Annotated in this window: 16 protein-coding genes; 10 read left to right on the plus strand and 6 right to left on the minus strand. The window is 74.0% G+C overall.

What is annotated here, in order from left to right; genetic code table 11:
* Window positions 1-337: 337 nt before the first annotated feature.
* The 9 genes from ACFQ6N_RS07530 to ACFQ6N_RS07570 all read left to right on the plus strand — a co-directional run bounded on the left by ACFQ6N_RS07530 (window position 338) and on the right by ACFQ6N_RS07570 (window position 11448).
* The gene (locus tag ACFQ6N_RS07530) at window positions 338-2674 is read left to right on the plus strand and encodes a hypothetical protein (protein ID WP_380647571.1); all 2337 of its coding nucleotides are present in this window, start codon (window positions 338-340) and stop codon (window positions 2672-2674) included.
* Between the two features lie 436 nt (window positions 2675-3110).
* Window positions 3111-3638 carry a cysteine dioxygenase gene (locus ACFQ6N_RS07535; RefSeq protein ID WP_380647572.1) on the plus strand — a complete coding sequence of 176 codons (528 nt, stop codon included), beginning with the start codon at window positions 3111-3113 and terminating at the stop codon, window positions 3636-3638.
* Complete coding sequence (locus tag ACFQ6N_RS07540) at window positions 3632-4009, plus strand: rhodanese-like domain-containing protein (RefSeq protein ID WP_380647573.1); 378 nt, start codon at window positions 3632-3634, stop codon at window positions 4007-4009. Before ACFQ6N_RS07535 ends, ACFQ6N_RS07540 begins: the two co-directional genes overlap by 7 nt.
* 358 nt (window positions 4010-4367) lie before the next feature.
* Window positions 4368-5570 (plus strand): ABC transporter ATP-binding protein, encoded by a 1203-nt coding sequence (locus ACFQ6N_RS07545; RefSeq protein ID WP_380647575.1) that lies wholly within the window; start codon window positions 4368-4370, stop codon window positions 5568-5570.
* A complete protein-coding gene (locus ACFQ6N_RS07550) occupies window positions 5560-6228 on the plus strand; it encodes an ABC transporter permease (RefSeq protein ID WP_380647576.1) in 669 nt (222 codons plus the stop codon). Before ACFQ6N_RS07545 ends, ACFQ6N_RS07550 begins: the two co-directional genes overlap by 11 nt.
* Complete coding sequence (locus tag ACFQ6N_RS07555) at window positions 6225-6902, plus strand: ABC transporter permease (protein ID WP_380647578.1); 678 nt, start codon at window positions 6225-6227, stop codon at window positions 6900-6902. Before ACFQ6N_RS07550 ends, ACFQ6N_RS07555 begins: the two co-directional genes overlap by 4 nt.
* 65 nt (window positions 6903-6967) lie before the next feature.
* The gene (locus ACFQ6N_RS07560) at window positions 6968-7927 is read left to right on the plus strand and encodes an ABC transporter substrate-binding protein (protein ID WP_380647579.1); all 960 of its coding nucleotides are present in this window, start codon (window positions 6968-6970) and stop codon (window positions 7925-7927) included.
* 235 nt (window positions 7928-8162) lie between these two features.
* Entirely contained in the window at window positions 8163-8738 is a 576-nt protein-coding gene (locus tag ACFQ6N_RS07565) for a hypothetical protein (protein WP_380647580.1), read from the plus strand.
* A 655-nt stretch (window positions 8739-9393) separates the two neighbouring features.
* The gene (locus tag ACFQ6N_RS07570) at window positions 9394-11448 is read left to right on the plus strand and encodes a glycosyl hydrolase family 18 protein (RefSeq protein WP_380647582.1); all 2055 of its coding nucleotides are present in this window, start codon (window positions 9394-9396) and stop codon (window positions 11446-11448) included.
* A gap of 113 nt (window positions 11449-11561) precedes the next feature.
* Here the strand turns inward: ACFQ6N_RS07570 and ACFQ6N_RS07575 are convergent, their stop codons facing one another.
* The 6 genes from ACFQ6N_RS07575 to ACFQ6N_RS07600 all read right to left on the minus strand — a co-directional run bounded on the left by ACFQ6N_RS07575 (window position 11562) and on the right by ACFQ6N_RS07600 (window position 17729).
* Window positions 11562-12890, minus strand: coding sequence for a multidrug effflux MFS transporter (locus ACFQ6N_RS07575; RefSeq protein WP_380647583.1), 1329 nt, complete (start codon window positions 12888-12890; stop codon window positions 11562-11564).
* Window positions 12891-13169: 279 nt separating this feature from the next.
* The gene (locus ACFQ6N_RS07580) at window positions 13170-13661 is read right to left on the minus strand and encodes a hypothetical protein (protein WP_380647585.1); all 492 of its coding nucleotides are present in this window, start codon (window positions 13659-13661) and stop codon (window positions 13170-13172) included.
* A gap of 480 nt (window positions 13662-14141) precedes the next feature.
* Window positions 14142-15020, minus strand: coding sequence for an alkaline phosphatase family protein (locus ACFQ6N_RS07585; RefSeq protein WP_380647586.1), 879 nt, complete (start codon window positions 15018-15020; stop codon window positions 14142-14144).
* A 181-nt stretch (window positions 15021-15201) separates the two neighbouring features.
* Window positions 15202-15972 carry an ATP-grasp domain-containing protein gene (locus ACFQ6N_RS07590; RefSeq protein ID WP_380647759.1) on the minus strand — a complete coding sequence of 257 codons (771 nt, stop codon included), beginning with the start codon at window positions 15970-15972 and terminating at the stop codon, window positions 15202-15204.
* 68 nt (window positions 15973-16040) lie between these two features.
* A complete protein-coding gene (locus ACFQ6N_RS07595; protein WP_380647587.1) occupies window positions 16041-16415 on the minus strand; it encodes a hypothetical protein in 375 nt (124 codons plus the stop codon).
* Window positions 16416-16532: 117 nt separating this feature from the next.
* Window positions 16533-17729 carry an acyl-CoA dehydrogenase family protein gene (locus ACFQ6N_RS07600; protein ID WP_380647589.1) on the minus strand — a complete coding sequence of 399 codons (1197 nt, stop codon included), beginning with the start codon at window positions 17727-17729 and terminating at the stop codon, window positions 16533-16535.
* Window positions 17730-17835: 106 nt separating this feature from the next.
* Here ACFQ6N_RS07600 and ACFQ6N_RS07605 point away from each other — a divergent pair, with 106 nt between their 5' ends.
* A complete protein-coding gene (locus tag ACFQ6N_RS07605; RefSeq protein WP_380647591.1) occupies window positions 17836-18393 on the plus strand; it encodes a GNAT family N-acetyltransferase in 558 nt (185 codons plus the stop codon).
* The last annotated feature ends 104 nt before the right edge of the window (window positions 18394-18497 follow it).

Raw genomic sequence — 18497 nt, forward strand, 5'->3', positions numbered from 1 at the left:
CCCAGCCTTGGGGGTGCGCCCCCCGCCCGCGGGGGGGGGCGGGGGGGCCCCCCCGTCGGTCCGCGCCGCCGGGGGGGGGGGCGGGCCGGGCCCCGCGCGGGCCGCCGGGGGTACCACCGGCGGCGACGGCACCGGCGGCAACACCGACGACGGCACCACCGACCGCCCGGCGCTGATCCCGCCCTGGCCGACAGCCACCCGCCACCGCACCCCGCCGCCGCCGCACAGGTCAGCCGCATCGGGCACATCAGGCACACCGGATACACCGGATACACCGGACACGTCGGCCCCACCGGCCGGCGCCGACCGGCACGCCCACTGGCGCGACGCCGCCCGGGTGCCGCCCGGCCGAGAGCCCGCCGAGCTCGGCTTCTGCGTTTCGGGCGGCGGCATCCGCTCGGCCTGCGTCACGCTCGGCGCGCTCCAGTCGCTGCGGCCCTGGCTGAAACGGGCCCGCTACCTGGTCTCCGTCTCCGGCGGCGGCTACACCGTCGGCGCGCTCCAGCTCGCGCTCAGCGACTCCGCGCCCGACAGCCCGGTGCACGCCGTCTCGGGCCTGACGGCCGACACCGTGATGGAGCCCGGCTCCCCGGAGGAGGACCACCTCCGCAGGCACGGCAAGTACATCGCCGACGGCGCCGGCGAGTGGCTGGTCGCCCTCGGGACACTGCTGCGCGGCGTGCTGTCCGCCCTCACCCTGCTGCTGGCCGCCGTCCTGACGCTCGGCCTCGGCCTCAGCCGCTTCTACCACGCCGTCCCGCTCACCGACCTGGACCGGCTGGCGGCGGCCGGCCTGCGCCACGCGGGCGCCGTCCCGGGGCCGCTGGAGTTCCGCCCGGCCGCGCTCGCCGCCCTCGGCGCGCTGCTGGCGGCAGCCACCGGGTGCCGGCTGCTGTGGCTGCTGGCCTTCCCCTCCCTCGGCTGGCAGGCGCTGCTGCCGCGCGCCCTCCGCCGGCTCAACCTCACCGCACTCGGGCTGGCCGGCCTGTCGGCCCTCGGGGTGCTGGCCGTCCCGGGGCTGGCCTGGGGCGCGGTCCGGCTCCAGCAGGCACTGGCGGCGGGCCCTCGGCTGACCGGCGCCGGGCTCAGCCTGACGGTCGGGCTCAGCTACCTCGCGCTGCTGCTCGGCATACTCTGGCGCGACCGCCGGACGATCGGCCACGGCACGGCCGGGCCGGCCGGGGCGCTGCGCGGTCCCGGCCGGATCGGCGGCGGCCGTACCGCCGGCCTCCCCCAGTCCGTGGTGGTGTGGGCGGCCCTGCTGACGCTGGCGGCGGGCGCGCTGCTGGCCCTCGGCTGGGCGGTCGCCACCGGCTGGGCCTGGCCGACGGCCGTCCAGGTGCTGCTGCCGCTGCTGCTCGGCGCGGTCGGGCTGAACCTCGACCAGACCTGGATGAGCCTGCACCCGTTCTACCGGCTCCGGCTGGCCTCCGCGTTCGCGGTCCGCCGGGCCACCGAGGGCGGCCGGTCGACGGCCCGCCCGTACCACTTCTTCCAGGAGCAGACCCGGCTGAGCCACTACGGTGCCCGGCACCCCGACTTCCCGCAGGTGATCTTCTCGGCGGCGGCCAACCTGTCCGGCAACTCCCGCACCCCGCCGGGCCGTCGGGCGGTCTCCTTCGCGCTCTCGTACGACTACGTGGGCGGTCCGGACGTGGGGTACGCGCGCACCGACCTGCTGGAGCGGCGCACCCGGCGGCACATCGCCCGGGACCTCACCGTCCAGTCGGCGATGGCCGTCTCCGGGGCCGCCTTCTCCTCCGCGATGGGGCGCAACTCCCGCGTCTACCAGAGGCTGTTCGCGGTGACCAACGCACGCCTGGGGACGTGGCTGCCCAACCCCGCGGTGCTCGGCCCGGACTGGTCCGGCACCCTGGACTGGCGCCGCCCCGCGCAGCCCGCCGTCCGCCGGCTCCCGTACCAACTGCGCGAACTGACAGGCCGGTTCCCGGCGGACGACCGCTTCCTCCTCACCACCGACGGCGGCCACTACGAGAACCTCGGGCTGGTCGAGCTGCTGCGGCACCGGGTCCGCACCGCCGTCTGCGTCGACTCCAGCAGCGACCCTGGCTTCCCCGCCGCCCTCGCCGCCGCGATCACCCTGGCCCGCGAGGAGCTGGGCGTGGAGATCACCCTGCACCGGCCGGAGCTGCTACTGCCGGGCAGCGCTGCCGCCGAGCGGCCGTCCGAGCCGGGCGGCCACGACGAGGCCGGCGACGGCACGGGCGAAACGCCGCCCGCGCCGCTGCACGGGCTCGCGGCCCAGCTGTCCGCCCGGCTCTCGGCCCGGGCGGTCATCACCGGCGACATCCGCTACCCGGACCTGGCCGACGGCACGCCCGAGGCGGACCGGCACGGCAGGCTGGTCGTCCTCAAGTCGCTGCTCACCCCGGACCAACCGTACGAACTGCACGCCTACGCGATGGAGAACCGGGCCTTCCCGAACGACCGCACCAGCGACCAGTGGTTCGACCACCAGCAGTTCGACGCCTACCAGAGCCTCGGCCGCTACCTGGGCGACCAGGCCGCGCCGGTGATCGAGGAGGCCATGGCAGACATGGCGGCCATGGCGACGGGAGCCGCCGCCCCGGTGCCCGCCCAGCCCTGCGGCGGCGCCGCACCGTCCGCCTCCGCCCCCGCTCCTCCGGCACCGCGCCGCCCGGCCGAGGGGTAGCACGGCCGGGGCGGTCGGACGGGCAGCGGGCGGGCAGCGGCCGAGCCGCCCGCACCGGCCGCGCCGCAGCAGGCCACCGGCGCTCCAGCAGCGGTGCAGCGGCGCCCGCGCCCCGGTGGACCGGCTTGACTTCGTCCGGTTCGCTCGGGAAAGATCCGGCGCATGGACTCCGGCACCGCACTGGTCTGCCGCCTGCACGTCGATCTGCGACGCCAGGCGAGTTCCATCTGTGCCTGTTGACCCTGTACTCCCCCGCCGGTCCCGCCCTGTGACGCCTGCCAGGTCCCGCGCCGCGCACCCGCACCCGCAGTTCTGACTCCCGCCCCTCCCCGGCACATTCGTGCGTACCGGACCGCCCAGTCGGCCCGCGCCCGCCCACCGCCGCCGGAGCCCGGGCACACCCTGCCGACGTTCCCGCGCACCCGAGGACGCCTTGATGAGCCTGAACACGAGCCTGGACCCCGCTCCCGACTCCCCGACCGCCGCCCCTGCCGCGGCGGAGACCCGAGCGCCGCTCACCCCCAGCACCCTGCGGGCCCTCGTCCGCGAGCTGGCCGAGCGGCCCGACCAGTGGATCCACCACGTCCGCCTCTCCACCGAGGAGCGCTGGTACCGGCGCCTGGTGGCCGAGGACGACCACGAGGTGTGGCTGATCAGCTGGCTGCCCGGCCAGTCCACCGGTTTCCACGACCACGGCGGTTCGCGCGGCGCGTTCACCGTCGCCCTCGGCGAGCTGGAGGAGCTGTCCCTCGGCGGCCCGGACCAGGGGCTGCTGATCCGCCGGGTCCCGGCGGGCACCACCCGGGCCTTCGGCCCCGAGTACGTGCACGACGTGCGCAATACCGCGGTGGGGCCCGCCGTCACCCTGCACGCCTACTCGCCCCCGCTGAGCTCGATGGCGCACTACGACCTGCGGGCCGGCGGGCTCGTCCGCACCTCTGAGGAAGGACCGGAGCAATGGTGACCACGATCGACGACCTGGTGGAGCGGGCCCGGGAGGGCGTCCACCGCCCGCGCGCCCGGGAGGCGTACCAGGCCCAGCTGGACGGCGCGCTGCTGGTGGACATCCGTCCGGCGGCGCAGCGGGCGGCCGAGGGCGAGATCCCGGGCTCGCTCATCATCGAGCGCAACGTGCTGGAGTGGCGGCTCGACCCGACCGGGAGCCACCGGATCCCGGAGGCCTCGGGCTACGACATCGAGGTGATCGTGGTCTGCTCCGAGGGCTACGCCTCCAGCCTGGCCGCCGCCTCGCTCCGCGAGCTGGGCCTGCACCGGTCGACCGATCTGGACGGCGGTTTCGTCGGCTGGGCGGCCTCCGGCCTGCCGACCCGTTAGGGCGGCTGAACCGGGCCCGTCGGCAGCGCCTCCCGGTCGCTGCGGCAGCGCCTTCCCCGGCCGCTGCCGCACGGCCTGCGGGGCCGGCTGCCACGGGTCCCTGCCTGCTCCCACGGCACGCGCCGGGGGGTAAATCACAGACAGGAGATCATGCAGGTCATAGTCTGATCAGAGTTTCCGCCGGTCCGAACCTGGGCAGCCACGCGGGCGGAAGAACGCCCGGGCGGGCGGTACGAGGAGCGCGACACGCGCGACGAGCACCGGCCCGCACCGCCGTTCGTCGACGATCCGCCATCAACCGAACGACCGACCGACCCAGGCGCCGCCTCCACCGGGCGCCCTGACGAGGAAACACCCCGTGATCAGATTCGAGGGCGCCGGAAAGCGCCACCCCGACGGCACCATCGCCGTCGAGGGCCTGGACCTTGAGGTCCCGACCGGTCGGATAACCGTCCTGGTCGGACCATCCGGCTGTGGCAAGACCACCCTGCTGCGCATGGTCAACCGGATGGTCGAGCCCACCTCGGGCCGGGTGCTGCTGGACGGCACCGACGTCGCGAAGCTGGAGCCCGCCAAGCTGCGCCGCGGCATCGGGTACGTGATCCAGCAGGCCGGGCTCTTCCCGCACCGCAGGGTCATCGACAACATCGCCACCGTCCCCCTCCTGCTCGGCTGGGACCGCAAGAAGGCCCGCGCCCGGGCCGCCGAACTGCTCGAACTGGTCGGGCTGGCGCCCGAGACCGCCAAGCGGTACCCGTTCCAGCTGTCCGGCGGCCAGCAGCAGCGGGTCGGCGTGGCACGCGCCCTGGCCGCCGACCCGCCGGTCCTGCTGATGGACGAACCGTTCAGCGCCGTCGACCCGGTGGTACGCGCCGGGCTCCAGGACGAGCTGCTTCGACTCCAGTCCGAGTTGCACAAGACGGTGCTGTTCGTCACCCATGACATCGAGGAGGCCGTCCGGCTCGGCGACCAGGTGGTGGTGCTGCGCGAGCACGGCCGGATCGCCCAGCTGGCCGACCCGCACACACTGCTCACCACCCCCGCCGACGACGGTGTGGCCGCCTTCCTCGGCCGTGACCGCGGTCTGCGCGGCCTCGGGCTGCGCCCCGCGAGCACCGTCACGCTGCGCCCGGTGAGCGACGGACTCACGTACGGCGGGTGGGAGTTGGCCCTGGACGACGAGCGCCGCCCGATCGGCTGGATCGACCGCGACGCCGTCGCCGCCGAGCTGCACCAGGCCGCCGCCTTCCGGCCGGACACCGACACCCTGCGCACCGCGCTGGACGCCGCCGTGCTGTCCCCGTCCGGAGTCGCGGTCGCCCTGGACGCCGACGGCCGGGCGACCGGAACCGCCAGCCGGGAGGCCGTCCTCACCGCGCTCCGGCCCGAGGCCGCCGGACGCGTCAGCACCACCAAGGCAGTCCCCGCCAAGGCCGCCCCCACCGGGGAGGACACCGCCGGGGAGGACACCGCCGAAGACGACACCGCCGGAGACGGCACCGGCGAGGCGGACAGCACGGGCGGAACGGCCGGAACGGGCGGAGCCGACGGTGGACGATGAACCGATCGTCCGCTGGTACTGGATCGGCGACCACCTCGGCTACCTCGGCCACCTGCTCGCCGACCACGCCGTGATCGCCCTCGTCCCCGTGCTCATCGGCCTGCTGCTGGCCGTCCCGCTCGGCCTGGCCTGCGCCCGCTTCCCCCGGCTGTACCAGCCGCTGTCCGCCGTCTTCAACATCGTCTACGCGCTGCCCTCGCTGGCCGTGTTCGTGGTGCTGATCCCGTACACCGGGCTCGCCACCCAGGCGACGGTGATGATCCCGCTCACCTTCTACGCCCTCGCCGTCCTGCTGCCGACCACCGTGGACGGGCTGCGCGCCGTCCCGGACGCCGTCCGGCAGGCAGCGACCGCGATGGGGTACGGGCCGTGGCACCGGCTGACCTCGGTGGAACTGCCGGCCGCCGTCCCGTACCTGATCGCCGGCCTGCGGGTCGCCGCGGTGTCCAGCATCTCGCTGGCGAGCGTCGGGGCGCTGGTCGGCCGCGGCGGGCTCGGGTACCTGTTCATCGACGGCTTCCAGCGCACCTTCCCGACCCCGATCGTCGCCGGCATCGCGCTGATCGCCGTCCTCGCACTGGCCGTGGACCTGCTGCTGGTGGGCGCCCGACGGGTGCTGGCACCGTGGGCGGTCCGGGAGAAGGGGGCGGGCTCGTGAACTGGCTGACCTGGCTGAGCGACTTCTTCACCGCGCCCGACCACCGCAGCGGCCCGGACTCGATCGTGCACCGCGTCTCCGAGCACCTGCTGCTCTCCGGGGAGGCCCTGTTCTACGCGGCGCTGCTCGCCGTCCCGCTCGGGCTGCTGATCGGCTACACCGGGCGCGGCGTCACCGTGGTGACCATGTTCGCCGGCGCCGCCCGCGCCCTGCCCACCCTCGGGCTGGTGACGCTGGCGGTGCTGCTCGCCGGGGTCGGCGACACCGCCGTCCTGATCCCGCTGGTCGCGCTCGCCGCACCGCCGCTGCTGGTGGCCGCCGTCGAGGGGGTGCGCGGCACCGACCCGGATGTCCGGGACGCCGCACGCGGCATCGGCCTGACGCATCCGCAGGTGCTCCGGCAGGTCTGCCTGCCCTCGGCGGCGCCGACCCTGCTGGCGGGCTTCCGCACCGCGACCGTCCAGGTGATCGCGACCGCCACGGTGGCCGCCTACGTCGGGCTGGGCGGGCTCGGCCGCTACGTCATCGACGGGCTGGCGACCCGCAAGTACGCCGTGACCGTCGGCGGCGCGCTGCTGGTGGTGCTGCTCGCGGTCGGGGCCCAGCTGTTCTTCTCCCTGCTCGCCCGGTTCGCGCTCCCGCCGGGCGTGCGCGCCCAGCACCGGGCCCGCTGAACCCCCTTCCCCTTCTCCTGTCCGAACCTCCTCTCCCCATCCTCTCCGGAAGGACAACTGTCACCATGTCGACAACGAAGCGAAGCCGCCGTGCCCTCGTCCTCGGTACGCTCACCGCGCTCGCCTTCGGCGCCACCGCCTGCGGCTCGTCCGGCGGCGACCCGCTCGGCGGGGGTTCGAGCGCGTCGGCGTCATCAGGAAGCTCAGCCGGCGCCGGTAGTACCGGCGGCGGCTCCGGGTCGACGGTCGTCATCGGCTCGGCGAACTTCCCGGAGAACGTCCTGCTCGGCTCGATCTACTCGCAGGCCCTCAAGGCCAAGGGCGTCAAGGTCGAGGAGAAGTTCAACATCGGCAGCCGCGAGGTGCTGTACGGGCAGCTGCAGAGCGGCAACCTGACCGTCCTGCCCGAGTACAACGGCGCCCTGCTCGCCTACCTGGACGCCAAGTCCACCGCCGTCACCACCCAGGACGTGAACGCGGCGCTCGCCACGACGCTGCCCGCCGCGCTGGGGATCCTCGACTCCTCGCCCGCCGAGGACAAGGACTCGCTCAGCGTCACCCAGGAGAGCGCCGACAAGTACGGCCTCAAGAGCATCTCCGACCTGGCCGCCAAGGCCGGCGAGTTCGCCATCGGCGGCCCGCCGGAGTTCAAGTCCCGCCGCGAGCAGCAGTTCAAGGACGTCTACGGGCTGACCTTCAAGGAGTGGAAGCCCACCGCCGACACCACCGCGAACGCGCTCAAGGACGGCAGCATCCAGGTCGGCAACGTGTTCACCACCGACCCGAAGATCGTCCAGTACAAGCTCGTCCCGCTGGCCGACCCGAAGAACGTCTTCGGCGCGCAGAACATCACCCCGCTGGTCAACAAGGCGGGCGTGGACGCCACGGCGACGGCCGCGCTCAACGCGGTGTCGGCCAAGCTGGACACGGCCGGGCTGACCGGGCTGATGAAGCGCGTCGCGGTGGACAAGGAGGACCCGTCGGCGGTGGCCAAGGACTGGCTGAAGTCCAACGGTCTCGGCTGACGGGCCGACCGACCGGCGCGACGGCCTGACGGGCCGGCCCTGCCGGTACGGACGAACTGACGGCGAGGCGGCGTGACGGCCCCGCCGGCACGACAACGCGACGGCGGCCCGGGGAACTCCTCCCGGGCCGCCGTCGCGTCGTGTCCGGGGTGCTCCCGGGCACCGGCCGGGGGCGGTCCGGAGGACCTCCCGGGGACCTTCCCTTCTACGCCGCGAACATGACAGTGTGGGCGCCATGCGCACTCGTCTCCTCGCCGCCACCCTCACGGCACTCGCCGCGGTGAGCCTCGCTGCCTGCTCCGGGTCGGACTCGGACAAGGCCACCACCGCGGCCGGATCCCCCACCCCCACCGTGGCCTCGACCACCGCGTCCGGTGACGCCGCCGCGACGCCCGCGGCCCCGACGCCTGCGACCCCCGCGCCCGGCACGGACGCCCCGACAGCCACTCCCACGGCCGACGGCGCCACGGGCGCGCCCGCCCCCGACGCCTCGGGAGCCCCCGCGCCGGCCAAGCCCGCCCCGCCCGCCGACGCCGGACTGCCCGCCAAGCCGGACACCGGCCTGACCGCCAAGGTGGTCGCCGCGCTCGACGCGATCGACCCGGCGATCGTCGGCGGCAAGCCCGACCAGGCCGTGGACCGGGCCCGTAACCAGTGCCAGTCGATGTACCAGTTCCCCAAGGACAAGGGGAAGCTGGTCGAGCTGGCCAACCAGCGCTTCACCTCGCCCGACCACCCGCAGGGCTTCGGGCCGGACACCGCCGCCAAGATCAACGACGCGCTGCGCACCACACTCTGCCCGCCCCGCTGACCCTGATCCACCGAACCGCCGAACCGCCGAACCGCTTCGGGCGACCCCGCTCGCCCGGCCCGCTCGCGGCGCCCGCGCCGCGAACGCCCCGAACCGCCCGGTGTCCTGAGCGCCGGGCCGCCGTGGCCGCGCCCCCACCGGGTGCGCGGCCACGGTCATTTTTTGCCCTCCGAGGCCCCGCCCGGAAGCCCGGCAACCGCCACCCTCCACGCGCACCGGCGCCCTTCCGGCACGTTCTCCGCGACCACCCCCGCCCGGTCGCCGATCCGCCCGCCTTCGGCTGCCCGGGCCGTCCGGTGACGAACTGTTAGGACTCTTGACAGACCAGTGGTCTAGTCCAAACATAAGCATGTCGATCCGACCGGGATGCACTGTGGGGGTGTGACCACCGGCGGCTGAGGCATCGCCCTGCCCTGCTCCGCTCCACCCCCGCTCCCTACGGTGCGCGCACTGCGCCGCACCGCCGTCCGCGTCCGCGCGAGTCGGCGGGCTGCCGCGTGCCCGCACCCGATCCGCACCTCCCGTTCCACCCCGCACTCCACCCGATCCCGCTCCCCCGGGACCGGGCCCGCCCGGCCGACCCCACACGGCTGCCGCGCCCCGGAGTGCACGCACCTCCCCAACGTCCTGCCCCACCAAGTCTGTTGGAGAATCCATGCGTCTTCGCAGAACGATCCAGGCCGCGCTGACGGCCTGCGCCACGCTGGCCGCCTCGGCCGGCCTGGTCGCCGCCGGCACCAGCACCGCCGAGGCCGCCACCCCGCTCCCCAGCCGGGTCTTCGCCCCCTACTTCGAGGCCTGGACCGGCCAGAGCCCGGCCCAGCTGGCCGCGCAGTCCGGCGCCAAGCACCTGACCATGGCGTTCCTCCAGGCCGCCACCAAGGGCTCGTGCACGCCGTACTGGAACGGCGACTCGTCCATGCCGGTCGCCTCCTCGACCTTCGGCGCCGACATCGCCACCATCCGCGCCAACGGCGGGGACGTGATCCCCTCCTTCGGCGGCTACACCGCCGACAACACGGGCACCGAACTGGCCGACAGCTGCACCGACGTCAACCAGATCGCGACCGCTTTCGAGAACGTCATCACGACTTACGACATCAGCCGGATCGACCTCGACATCGAGGACAACTCGCTGACCAACACCGCCGGCATCGACCGCCGCAACAAGGCGATCAAGCTCGTGCAGGACTGGGCCGCCACCAAGGGCCGCACCATCCAGTTCTCGTACACCCTGCCGACCACCACCAGCGGGCTCGCCGACAGCGGCCTCGCGGTGCTGCGCAACGCGGTCAGCAACAACGCGCGGATCGACGTCGTCAACATGATGACCTTCGACTACTACGACAACGCCACCCACGACATGGCGGCGGACACCCAGACCTCCGCGCAGGGCCTCTACAACCAGCTCGCCAGGCTCTACCCGTCCAAGACCCCCGCCCAGCTGTGGGGTTCGATCGGGATCACCGAGATGGTCGGTGTCGACGACTTCGGCCCGGCCGAGACCTTCACCCTGGCCAACGCCACCACCGTGTACAACTGGGCGGTGTCCAAGGGCATCAACACGCTGTCCTTCTGGGCCCTCCAGCGCGACAACGGCGGCTGCCCGGGCACCAAGGGCAACGACAACTGCTCCGGGATCGCCCAGAACACCTGGGACTTCACCCACATCTTCGCGCCCTTCACCAGCGGCTCGACGGTGAGCAACGACTTCTCGCTCTCCGCCACCCCGAACTCCGGTACGGTCACGGCCGGTTCGTCGACCTCGGCGACCATCGCGACCGCCGTGACGGCGGGCTCGGCGCAGAGCGTCAACCTGACGGTCAGCGGCGCGCCGGCCGGCGTCACCGCCACCGTCACCCCCGGCAGCGTCACCGCCGGCAACAGCGCCACGCTCAACATCACCACCACCTCGTCGGTGGCGCCCGGGAGTTACCCGATCACGGTCACCGGCACGGCGGCCTCCGGCAGCCACACCGGCGTCTTCACGCTGAACGTCACCGGCACCCAGCCGGGCAATGACTTCTCGGTCGCGGTGAACCCGAACTCGGGTACCGTGGCGGCCGGTTCGTCCGCCTCCGCGGCCGTCGCGACGGCCGTCACCACCGGCTCGGCGCAGAGCGTCAACCTCACGGTCAGCGGCGCCCCGGTCGGCGTCACCGCCACCGTCACCCCCGGCAGCGTCACCGCCGGCAGCAGCGCCACGCTCAACATCACCACCACCTCGGCCGCGGCCGCGGGCACCTACCCGCTGACCGTGACCGCCACCGCGCCGTCCGGCACCCACACCGCGACCTACTCGCTGACCGTCACCGGGACCACCCCGACGACCGGCCTGGCCAACGGTGACCTGGAGACCGGCAGCCTCGCCCCCTGGGCCTGCCAGAGCGGCGGCGCCGTGGTCTCCACCCCGGTCCACTCCGGCAGCTACGCCCTCCAGGCCGCGGCCACCGCGGGCCAGACCGGCGAGTGCTCGCAGACCGTCACGCTGAAGCCCAACACCGGCTACACGCTCAGCGGCTGGGTGCAGGGCAACTACGCCTACCTCGGCGTCAGCGGCGGTGCCACCGCCAGCACCTGGACCAACGCCTCCGGCTGGACGAAGCTGTCCGCCCCCTTCACCACCGGCGCCTCCGGCACCGTCACCGTGTACCTGCACGGCTGGTACGGCCAGGGCAACGTGTTCGGGGACGACTTCTCGATCGCGTGACGGACGACAGCCGGCGAATGACGGCTGAATGACAGCTGACGAGTGACAGCCAGCGAATGACGGATAACAGCTGACAGATTTCATCATCTGTCAGCTGTTATCCGTTTTCCGTCTCAGCCACCCGTCGCGGCCCGCATCCGGGCCGGTCGGCACAACGCCAGGTACGCGGACGTCGCCAGCACTCCGCAGGCCAGCACCACCAGCGCCAGCAGCACCGCGGACGGCCGACCGCCCAGGCTGCTCAACGGGGCGACCACCGCGCCGACCAGGAAGTTGCCCGTCCCGAGCAGCGCGGACGCCGTACCCGCCACCTGCGGCTCGACGAGACCGAGCGCCTGCGCGGCGGTGTTCGGCAGGACCACCCCCAGGCTCCCCATCATCACGAACAGCGGCGGGCAGAACCCGACCAGCCCGAAGTCCCACACCGTCGTCAGCAGCACCAGCGCCACCCCGGCGACGACCGCCGCCGCGAGCCCGCCCAGCATCAGCGCACGCGGGGTGAAGCGCGGCGCGAGCAGCCGCCCGTTCACCTGCGTCATCACCACGATCGCCACCGAGTTCAGCCCGAACAGCAGGCTGTAGGTCTGCGGCGAGACCTGGTACACGTGCTGCAGCACCGTCGACGACCCGCTGATGTAGCCGAACAGCGCGCCGAAGGCGAGGGAACTGGTCAGCGCCAGCCCGAGGAACGGCAGGTTGCGCAGCAGCCGTCCCATCGTCCGCAGGGTCGCGCCCACCCCGCCGCCTTCCCGGGCCTCCGGCGGCAGCGACTCGCGCAGCGCGCCGAACGCGGCCAGGACGAGCAGCAGACCGAGCGCCGTGAGCACGCCGAAGGTCCCGCGCCAGGAGGTGAACCGCATCAGCTGCGCCCCGATGATCGGGGCGAGGATCGGCGCCAGCCCCGATATCAGGGCGATCGAGGCGAGGAAGCGCAGCAGAGCGTTGCCCTGGAAGCGGTCCCGGGCGACCGCCCGGCCGATCACCAGCCCCGCCGAGCCGGCCGCGCCCTGGACGAAGCGGGCGGCGATCAGCACCGACAGGTTCGGCGCGAACACGCACACCAGGCTGGCCAGGGTGTAGACGACGAGCCCGACCAGCAGCGGCGGCCGGCGGCCGAAGCGGTCGCTGAGCGGCCCGAAGAGCAGCTGCCCGGCCGCGACCCCGAACATGGAGAAGGTCAGGGTGAGCTGGACGGCGGCCGGTTCGGCGGCCAGGTCGTCGGCGATCGCGGGCAGGCCCGGGAGGTAGAGGTCCGTGGTGAGCGGACCGAGCGCGGTGAGGCCGCCCAGGACGGCGATCGTGGCCAGGCCGGTGGCGGCCCGGCCGGTCCCGGCCTGGCCGTCGGCGGGCGCGGCGACGGGCACGGCGGCGGGTGCGGTGGTGGATGCGGCGGCGGCAGCGGTCGACATGTCGTCGGCGGGGCCGACGGTCGGGCCGGGCATGGCTCTCCTAACGGACGGGGTGACGAGGGGTTCGTTCGCGCTCCGTCCTATCGCAGGCCGGTCCGGTTACGACAGCAGGGGGTGCGCCTGAATCCGGGCGACGCACACGCACGACATCCGTTCGCGTGCCGATGGCCCTTGCGGGACGGCACCCGGTGTCGGCCCGTGCGCGCACGACAACGGCCCGCCGACACCTTACGGTGCCCGGCGGGCCGTTCCGTCGTCCGGCTGCTCCGCGGTCGGAGCGGCTGCCCCCTGCGCGGGGACGCCGAGCCGCGGTCAGCGGGATCCGTGCTTGGTGACGTGCTCGGCGCGCAGCGCGGCCTGCACCGCCGCGCCGTCCTGCCAGGCGAAGAGCTGGTTGCCGGTCAGCGTCACGTTGTAGTGCCCGCAGGTGCCGGTGACCTTGGTGGTGACGTTCTCCGGGAACCAGCCCGCCTTGAGCGACATCGGCACCGGGTGCGCGGCCTTGCCCGGCAGACCGGCGGTGCAGCCGACGGGCAGGCGCCCCTCCGGGAGGGTGGCGCGCAGCAGGCGGTCGTCGCCCGTGGTGGACATCAGGTACTGGACGCCCGAGGCGTTGTCGGGCAGCCAGGTGGGCATCGAGCGGCGGTCGGCCTTGGCCTGGGTGCCGGTGTCGTAGGAGGCCTGCACCTGATGGCGCTCGTCGTACCAGTCGGACAGCCGCGGGCCGATTGCCACGGCCGCCACGGCGACGGCCATGCCGGTACCCGCGACTCCCAGCGCGACCTTGCTCACGATGCCCTTCATTCCCGACTGCCCTCTCCGTGTCCGCTACCGCTCGCCGGCCGCCGCTTGCCCCGGCCGGCCCGGGCGGCTCGGTCCGCCGCCCGGTGTAACCATGGTGGCCCGCGCCGACCCGGCGGAGCGTCACCACCAGGTCGCGATCTTCTCTCCGACCCACGGGGTACCGTCTCCACCTTCCGGCGTATGCCGCTCGGCGGAGGCCGGGGTTCCGGTGAGCCGGAGCCCCGGATCCCGGGAGACCACCGGGCCGTGGGCGCCCGGGGCCGGAACGCCCGTGCCGGTCCGGCGCTCAGGTTGGCACACTCGGGTCGAGTGCCGCCCGAACCCCGGTCGAGCCTCGCTCAAGCCCGGCCCCACCGCAGCCCGGCCTGCTGCACCCGGGGCATCCGGGGCCCCCGGGGTGGCACACGGGTCGGTGGAACCGCACGGGTGGCCGATTACCGTCCCGGGCGGTGGAGTCCCCGGGCGGTGGGAGGCCCCGGATCAGACCGTCGCGGTCACCGGGCGGGCGACCGGGAAGGGGCGGCCGTCCAGGGTCCAGTGCGGGTCGATCGGGCGCAGCAGGGAGGCGTACACCTGGGCGGCTACGTCCGGGTGGCGGATCTCGCCGGTGGGCGGACCGGCCGGGATGCCGTGCCCGGCGCAGGCGACCCAGGCCGTCCGCTCCTCGACCGTACGGCCGCCGTGGCCGCCGGCGTCGACATGACCGTGGTCGGTGACGACGATGACGGTCCACTGCTCCTCGGCGTACGAGGCCCGGCCGCGGACGGCGTCCAGGAGGCGGCCGAGGCGCTCGTCGGCGGCGCGCATGGCGGCGCGGTACTCGTCGCCGCAACCGAGGAAGTGGGCGGTCTCGTCGACCGCGCCGAGGTAGACGAAAGAGGCCTCGGGGTCGGCGGTGCCGAGGACGTGGACCGATTCCCGGGTGACCTCCTCGTCCACGACCTCCCACGCCTCGGGGGTGTCCTCGGACGGGGCGATGTAGGAGAGCCGGCCGGGGGCGCGGAAGAGCGGCCCGCCGGACTCGTTGATCATCAGCGGGTCCCAGCCGGCCGCGACGAAGGTGCGGCGGCGGTCCCCGCGGGCGAGGCGGGTCGCGAAGTCGGGGAAGACGTCGAGCCGGTTGCCGGCCAGGTGGTTGCCCCAGACGCCGTGCTTGGCGGGCTCGACCCCGGTCACGATGGTGGCCCAGCACGGCCCCGACATGGTCGGCGTGGTGTCCGCCACGGTGACCGGCACCAGGAACCCGGCCTCGGCGACCTCCTGGAGGCGGGGCATCGGCACCTGCGCCAGGTAGTCGTGGCGGACGCCGTCGATCCCGACGACGAGCACCCGGGGGCGGGGCCACTGGACAGCGGACATGGCGGGGGTTCCTTTCGGTCGTGCACGTGCTCGGCCGCGGCCGTGGAGGGCGCCGCCGACCGCGCCATGCTTCACCGGCCGCCGTACCGGTCGGCGTCGCACGGTCGAACGACAGGTGTCCGAGGGGTGTCGGACGGGCTACACCGGACGGAGGAGGGCCCTGCCCGGCACCCGCGCGTGCTCAGCCCGCCGTACGGACGAACCGGCGGTCGGCCTCCCGGAGCTCGGCGGCCGGTCCGGCGGCGCGCAGCACCACGTCCAGGACGCGTTCCGGGTCGGCGGCGTAGGAGTGCGCGAACCACGGCAGGTTGGCCTCGACCACCGCCCACCGCTCGGCCGGGTCGTACGGGTCGGCGATCGGTCCGACGTCCAGGGCGACGGCGCCGGGCAGGGTGTCGCCGACGGCGTCGAGCAGCCGCCGGGCGAACCCGGTGGCCCCGGCGGTCACCGGAGCGGGGTCGAGCCGGCCGAAGCGGGCGTAGCGGCTGCCGGTGATCACCTCGCCGTCCAGGACGAACAGCCGGTACTCGGCGGCGAAGGTCACCGGCTCGCTGACCAGGACGGGCGTGTCCGGGCCGATCCGCTCGCCGGTGCGCGGCAGCCGGGAGCCGTCCGCGTAGACGGCGGGCGGCAGCGACTTGTCGGCCGGCGGCTTGACGAACGCCGGGTGACGCAGCGTCCAGGCCTCGGAGAGCGTGGTGAGCTCGATCCGGCGCCGGGTGAACTCCTCGGGGAGGCGGGCCAGCCAGTCGTCCTCGGGTTCGAGCAGGGCGAGGCCAAGCGGTGCGGCGATCCCGGCGGCGGCGAGCGGCCCGCCGTACCAGTGGACGGGCCGCCCGGCCAGCCGCCCGACGGTGCCCGGTCCGTCGAGGACGGCGGTGGCGAGGCCTCGCCGGGCGGCGGCCTCGGCGAGCAGGACGGTGGTGCCGGTCCGCTGGGCCGAGGTGAGCAGGACGCGGCCGGACGGCTCCGGAGCCCCGGCCCCCGCGACGGACGGCCGGGGCACGGCCGAGCCGCCGGTCACGGCTGGGGCCGGAACTCGTGGACGACCTCGATCCGGCCGACGATGTGCCGGTTGAACTCGTCCAACTCCTCCGCCGGCACCCAGAGTTCGAGGATCGTCCGGCCGCCGGCCTGCCGCACGGGGTAGCGGGCCAGGAACTCGGTCTCGACCTCGAAGCGGGTGACGTAGCCGACGCCGGAGGCGGGCACGTTCCAGTCCCGGGCGATCCGGATCGCGTAGTCCTCGTTGAGGACCGGGTAGAAGATCGGCTGGTCGGGGAGCCGGGGCGGCCAGGCACGCCGGTCGGCGGCCTCGACCAGGGCCAGCTCCTCCGGCCCGGTGGGGCGCCAGAGGGTGGTGGTCGGGGACGTCGGGGCGGGCTGTCCGGTCATGGCAGGGAACGGTAGCCGGGTCGCGACGGACCCGGCCACCGGATTTCCCCTGCTCATGAGGGGCGGAAGGCCTTCGGGTGGAAGGCCTGCGGGCGGAAGGCCTGCGGGCGGCAGCCGTCAGCGGTAGGCGGACTCTCCGGTGATGGCCTCACCGAGGACCAGGGTGTGGATCTCGCTGGTGCCCTCGTAGGTGAGCACCGACTCCAGGTTGTTGGCGTGCCGCAGCACCGGGTACTCGGTGGTGATGCCGTTGGCCCCGAGGACGGTCCGGGCACTGCGGGCGATCTCCAGCGCGGCGCGGACGTTGTTGAGCTTGCCGAAGCTGACGTGCGGCGCGCGGGCCGCGCCCTCCTCCTTCAGCCGGCCGATCCGCAGCGCCACCAGGTAGGCCTTCTCGACCTCCAGCATCATCTCGACCAGCTTCTGCTGGGTCAGCTGGAAGCCCGCGATCGGGCGGTCGAACTGGATCCGGCTCTTGGCGTAGTCCAGGGCGGTGGTGTAGCAGTCGCGGGCGGCACCGACGGTGCCCCAGAGGATGCCGTAGCGGGCCTCGTTGAGGGAGGACAGCGGCCCGCGCAGGCCGACCACCCCGGGGAGCACGGCGTCGGCCGGAAGGACCACCTCGTCGAAGGCCAACTCGCTGGTGACGGAGGCCCGCAGGGACAGCTTGCCGTGCACGTCGGTCGCGGTCAGGCCGCGGGTGCCGCGCTCGACCAGGAAGCCGCGCACGCCCTCCTCGGTCTGCGCCCAGACGACGGCGACATCGGCGATGCTGCCGTTGGTGATCCACATCTTGCTGCCGGAGAGCACCCAGTCCCCGTCCTTGCCGCCCTGGCCGCCCTTGCGGACCGCCCGGGTGCGCATGTTGGCCGGGTCCGAACCGAAGTCCGGCTCGGTGAGGCCGAAGCAGCCGATCAGCTCGCCGGCGGCCATGCCCGGCAGCCAGCGCTGCTTCTGCTCCTCCGAACCGAAGGCGTGGATCGACCGCATGGCGAGCGAGCCCTGGACCGACACGAAGCTGCGCAGCCCGGAGTCCGCCGCCTCCAGCTCCATACAGGCCACCCCGTACGCCACCGCGTCGGCGCCCGCGCAGCCGTAGCCGTCCAGGTGCATGCCGAGCACCCCGAGAGCGCCGAGTTCGGGGGCGAGTTCGCGGGCCGGGAAGACCCCGCGCTCGAACCAGTCGCCGATGTGCGGGCGGATCCGCTCCTCGGTGAACCGGCGGACGGTGTCGCGGATCAGCCGCTCCTCGTCGGAGAGGAGGTCGCCGACGGCGAGCAGGTCGGACGGGTCGATCCGGGTCGGCTTCGTCATCGAAGCTCCTTGTAGTCTCGGCGGGATACCGGTCTCGGCGGAGTACCGGCGAGTATTCCGCACCCGGCCGGACGGTGGGTGGGCGCGAGGCAGTGAGGAAAGCGACATGGCTGAGGACACGGGCGGCGGGACGGACGGCTACGCGGTCGGGCGGGTGACCGCGGAGGAACTGCACGGCGCGGCGGAGGAACTGGGCGCGCTCCTGGTGGACACCGTCCGCGACGGCGCCTCGCTGGGCTTCCTCGCGACGCTCGGCCGCGGCGAGGCAACCGCGTGGTGGCGGGCGCTCGGTCCGGACGTCGCGGACGGGCGGCTGGTGCTGTGGACGGTCCGGGCGGGGGCGGACGGGCGGCTCGCCGGAACGGTGCAGCTGCGTCCGGCGGCGCCGGCGAACGGGCGGCACCGGGGCGAGGTGGCCAAGTTGATGGTGCACCCGGCGGACCGCGGGCACCGGCTGGCCGGACGGCTGCTGGCGGCGCTGGAGGAGCGGGCGCTCGAACTCGGCCTGCGGCTGCTGGTGCTGGACACCGAGACGGGCAGCCCGGCGGAACGGCTGTACGAGGCGGCGGGCTGGACCAAGGTCGGTTCCGTCCCGGACTACGCGACGGACCCGAAGGGCGTTCCGCACCCGACGACGATCTTCTTCAAGGCGCTGGGCGGCTGACGAGGGGCAGCGGCACACAGATGACAGCGGACGGATAACAGATAACAGATGTCAGATGACAGATTTCGAAATCTGTCATCTGACATCTGTTATCCGTCTGCTGA

It is taken from the genome of Kitasatospora sp. NPDC056446 (genome assembly GCF_042796115.1).
Classification (GTDB): domain Bacteria; phylum Actinomycetota; class Actinomycetes; order Streptomycetales; family Streptomycetaceae; genus Kitasatospora.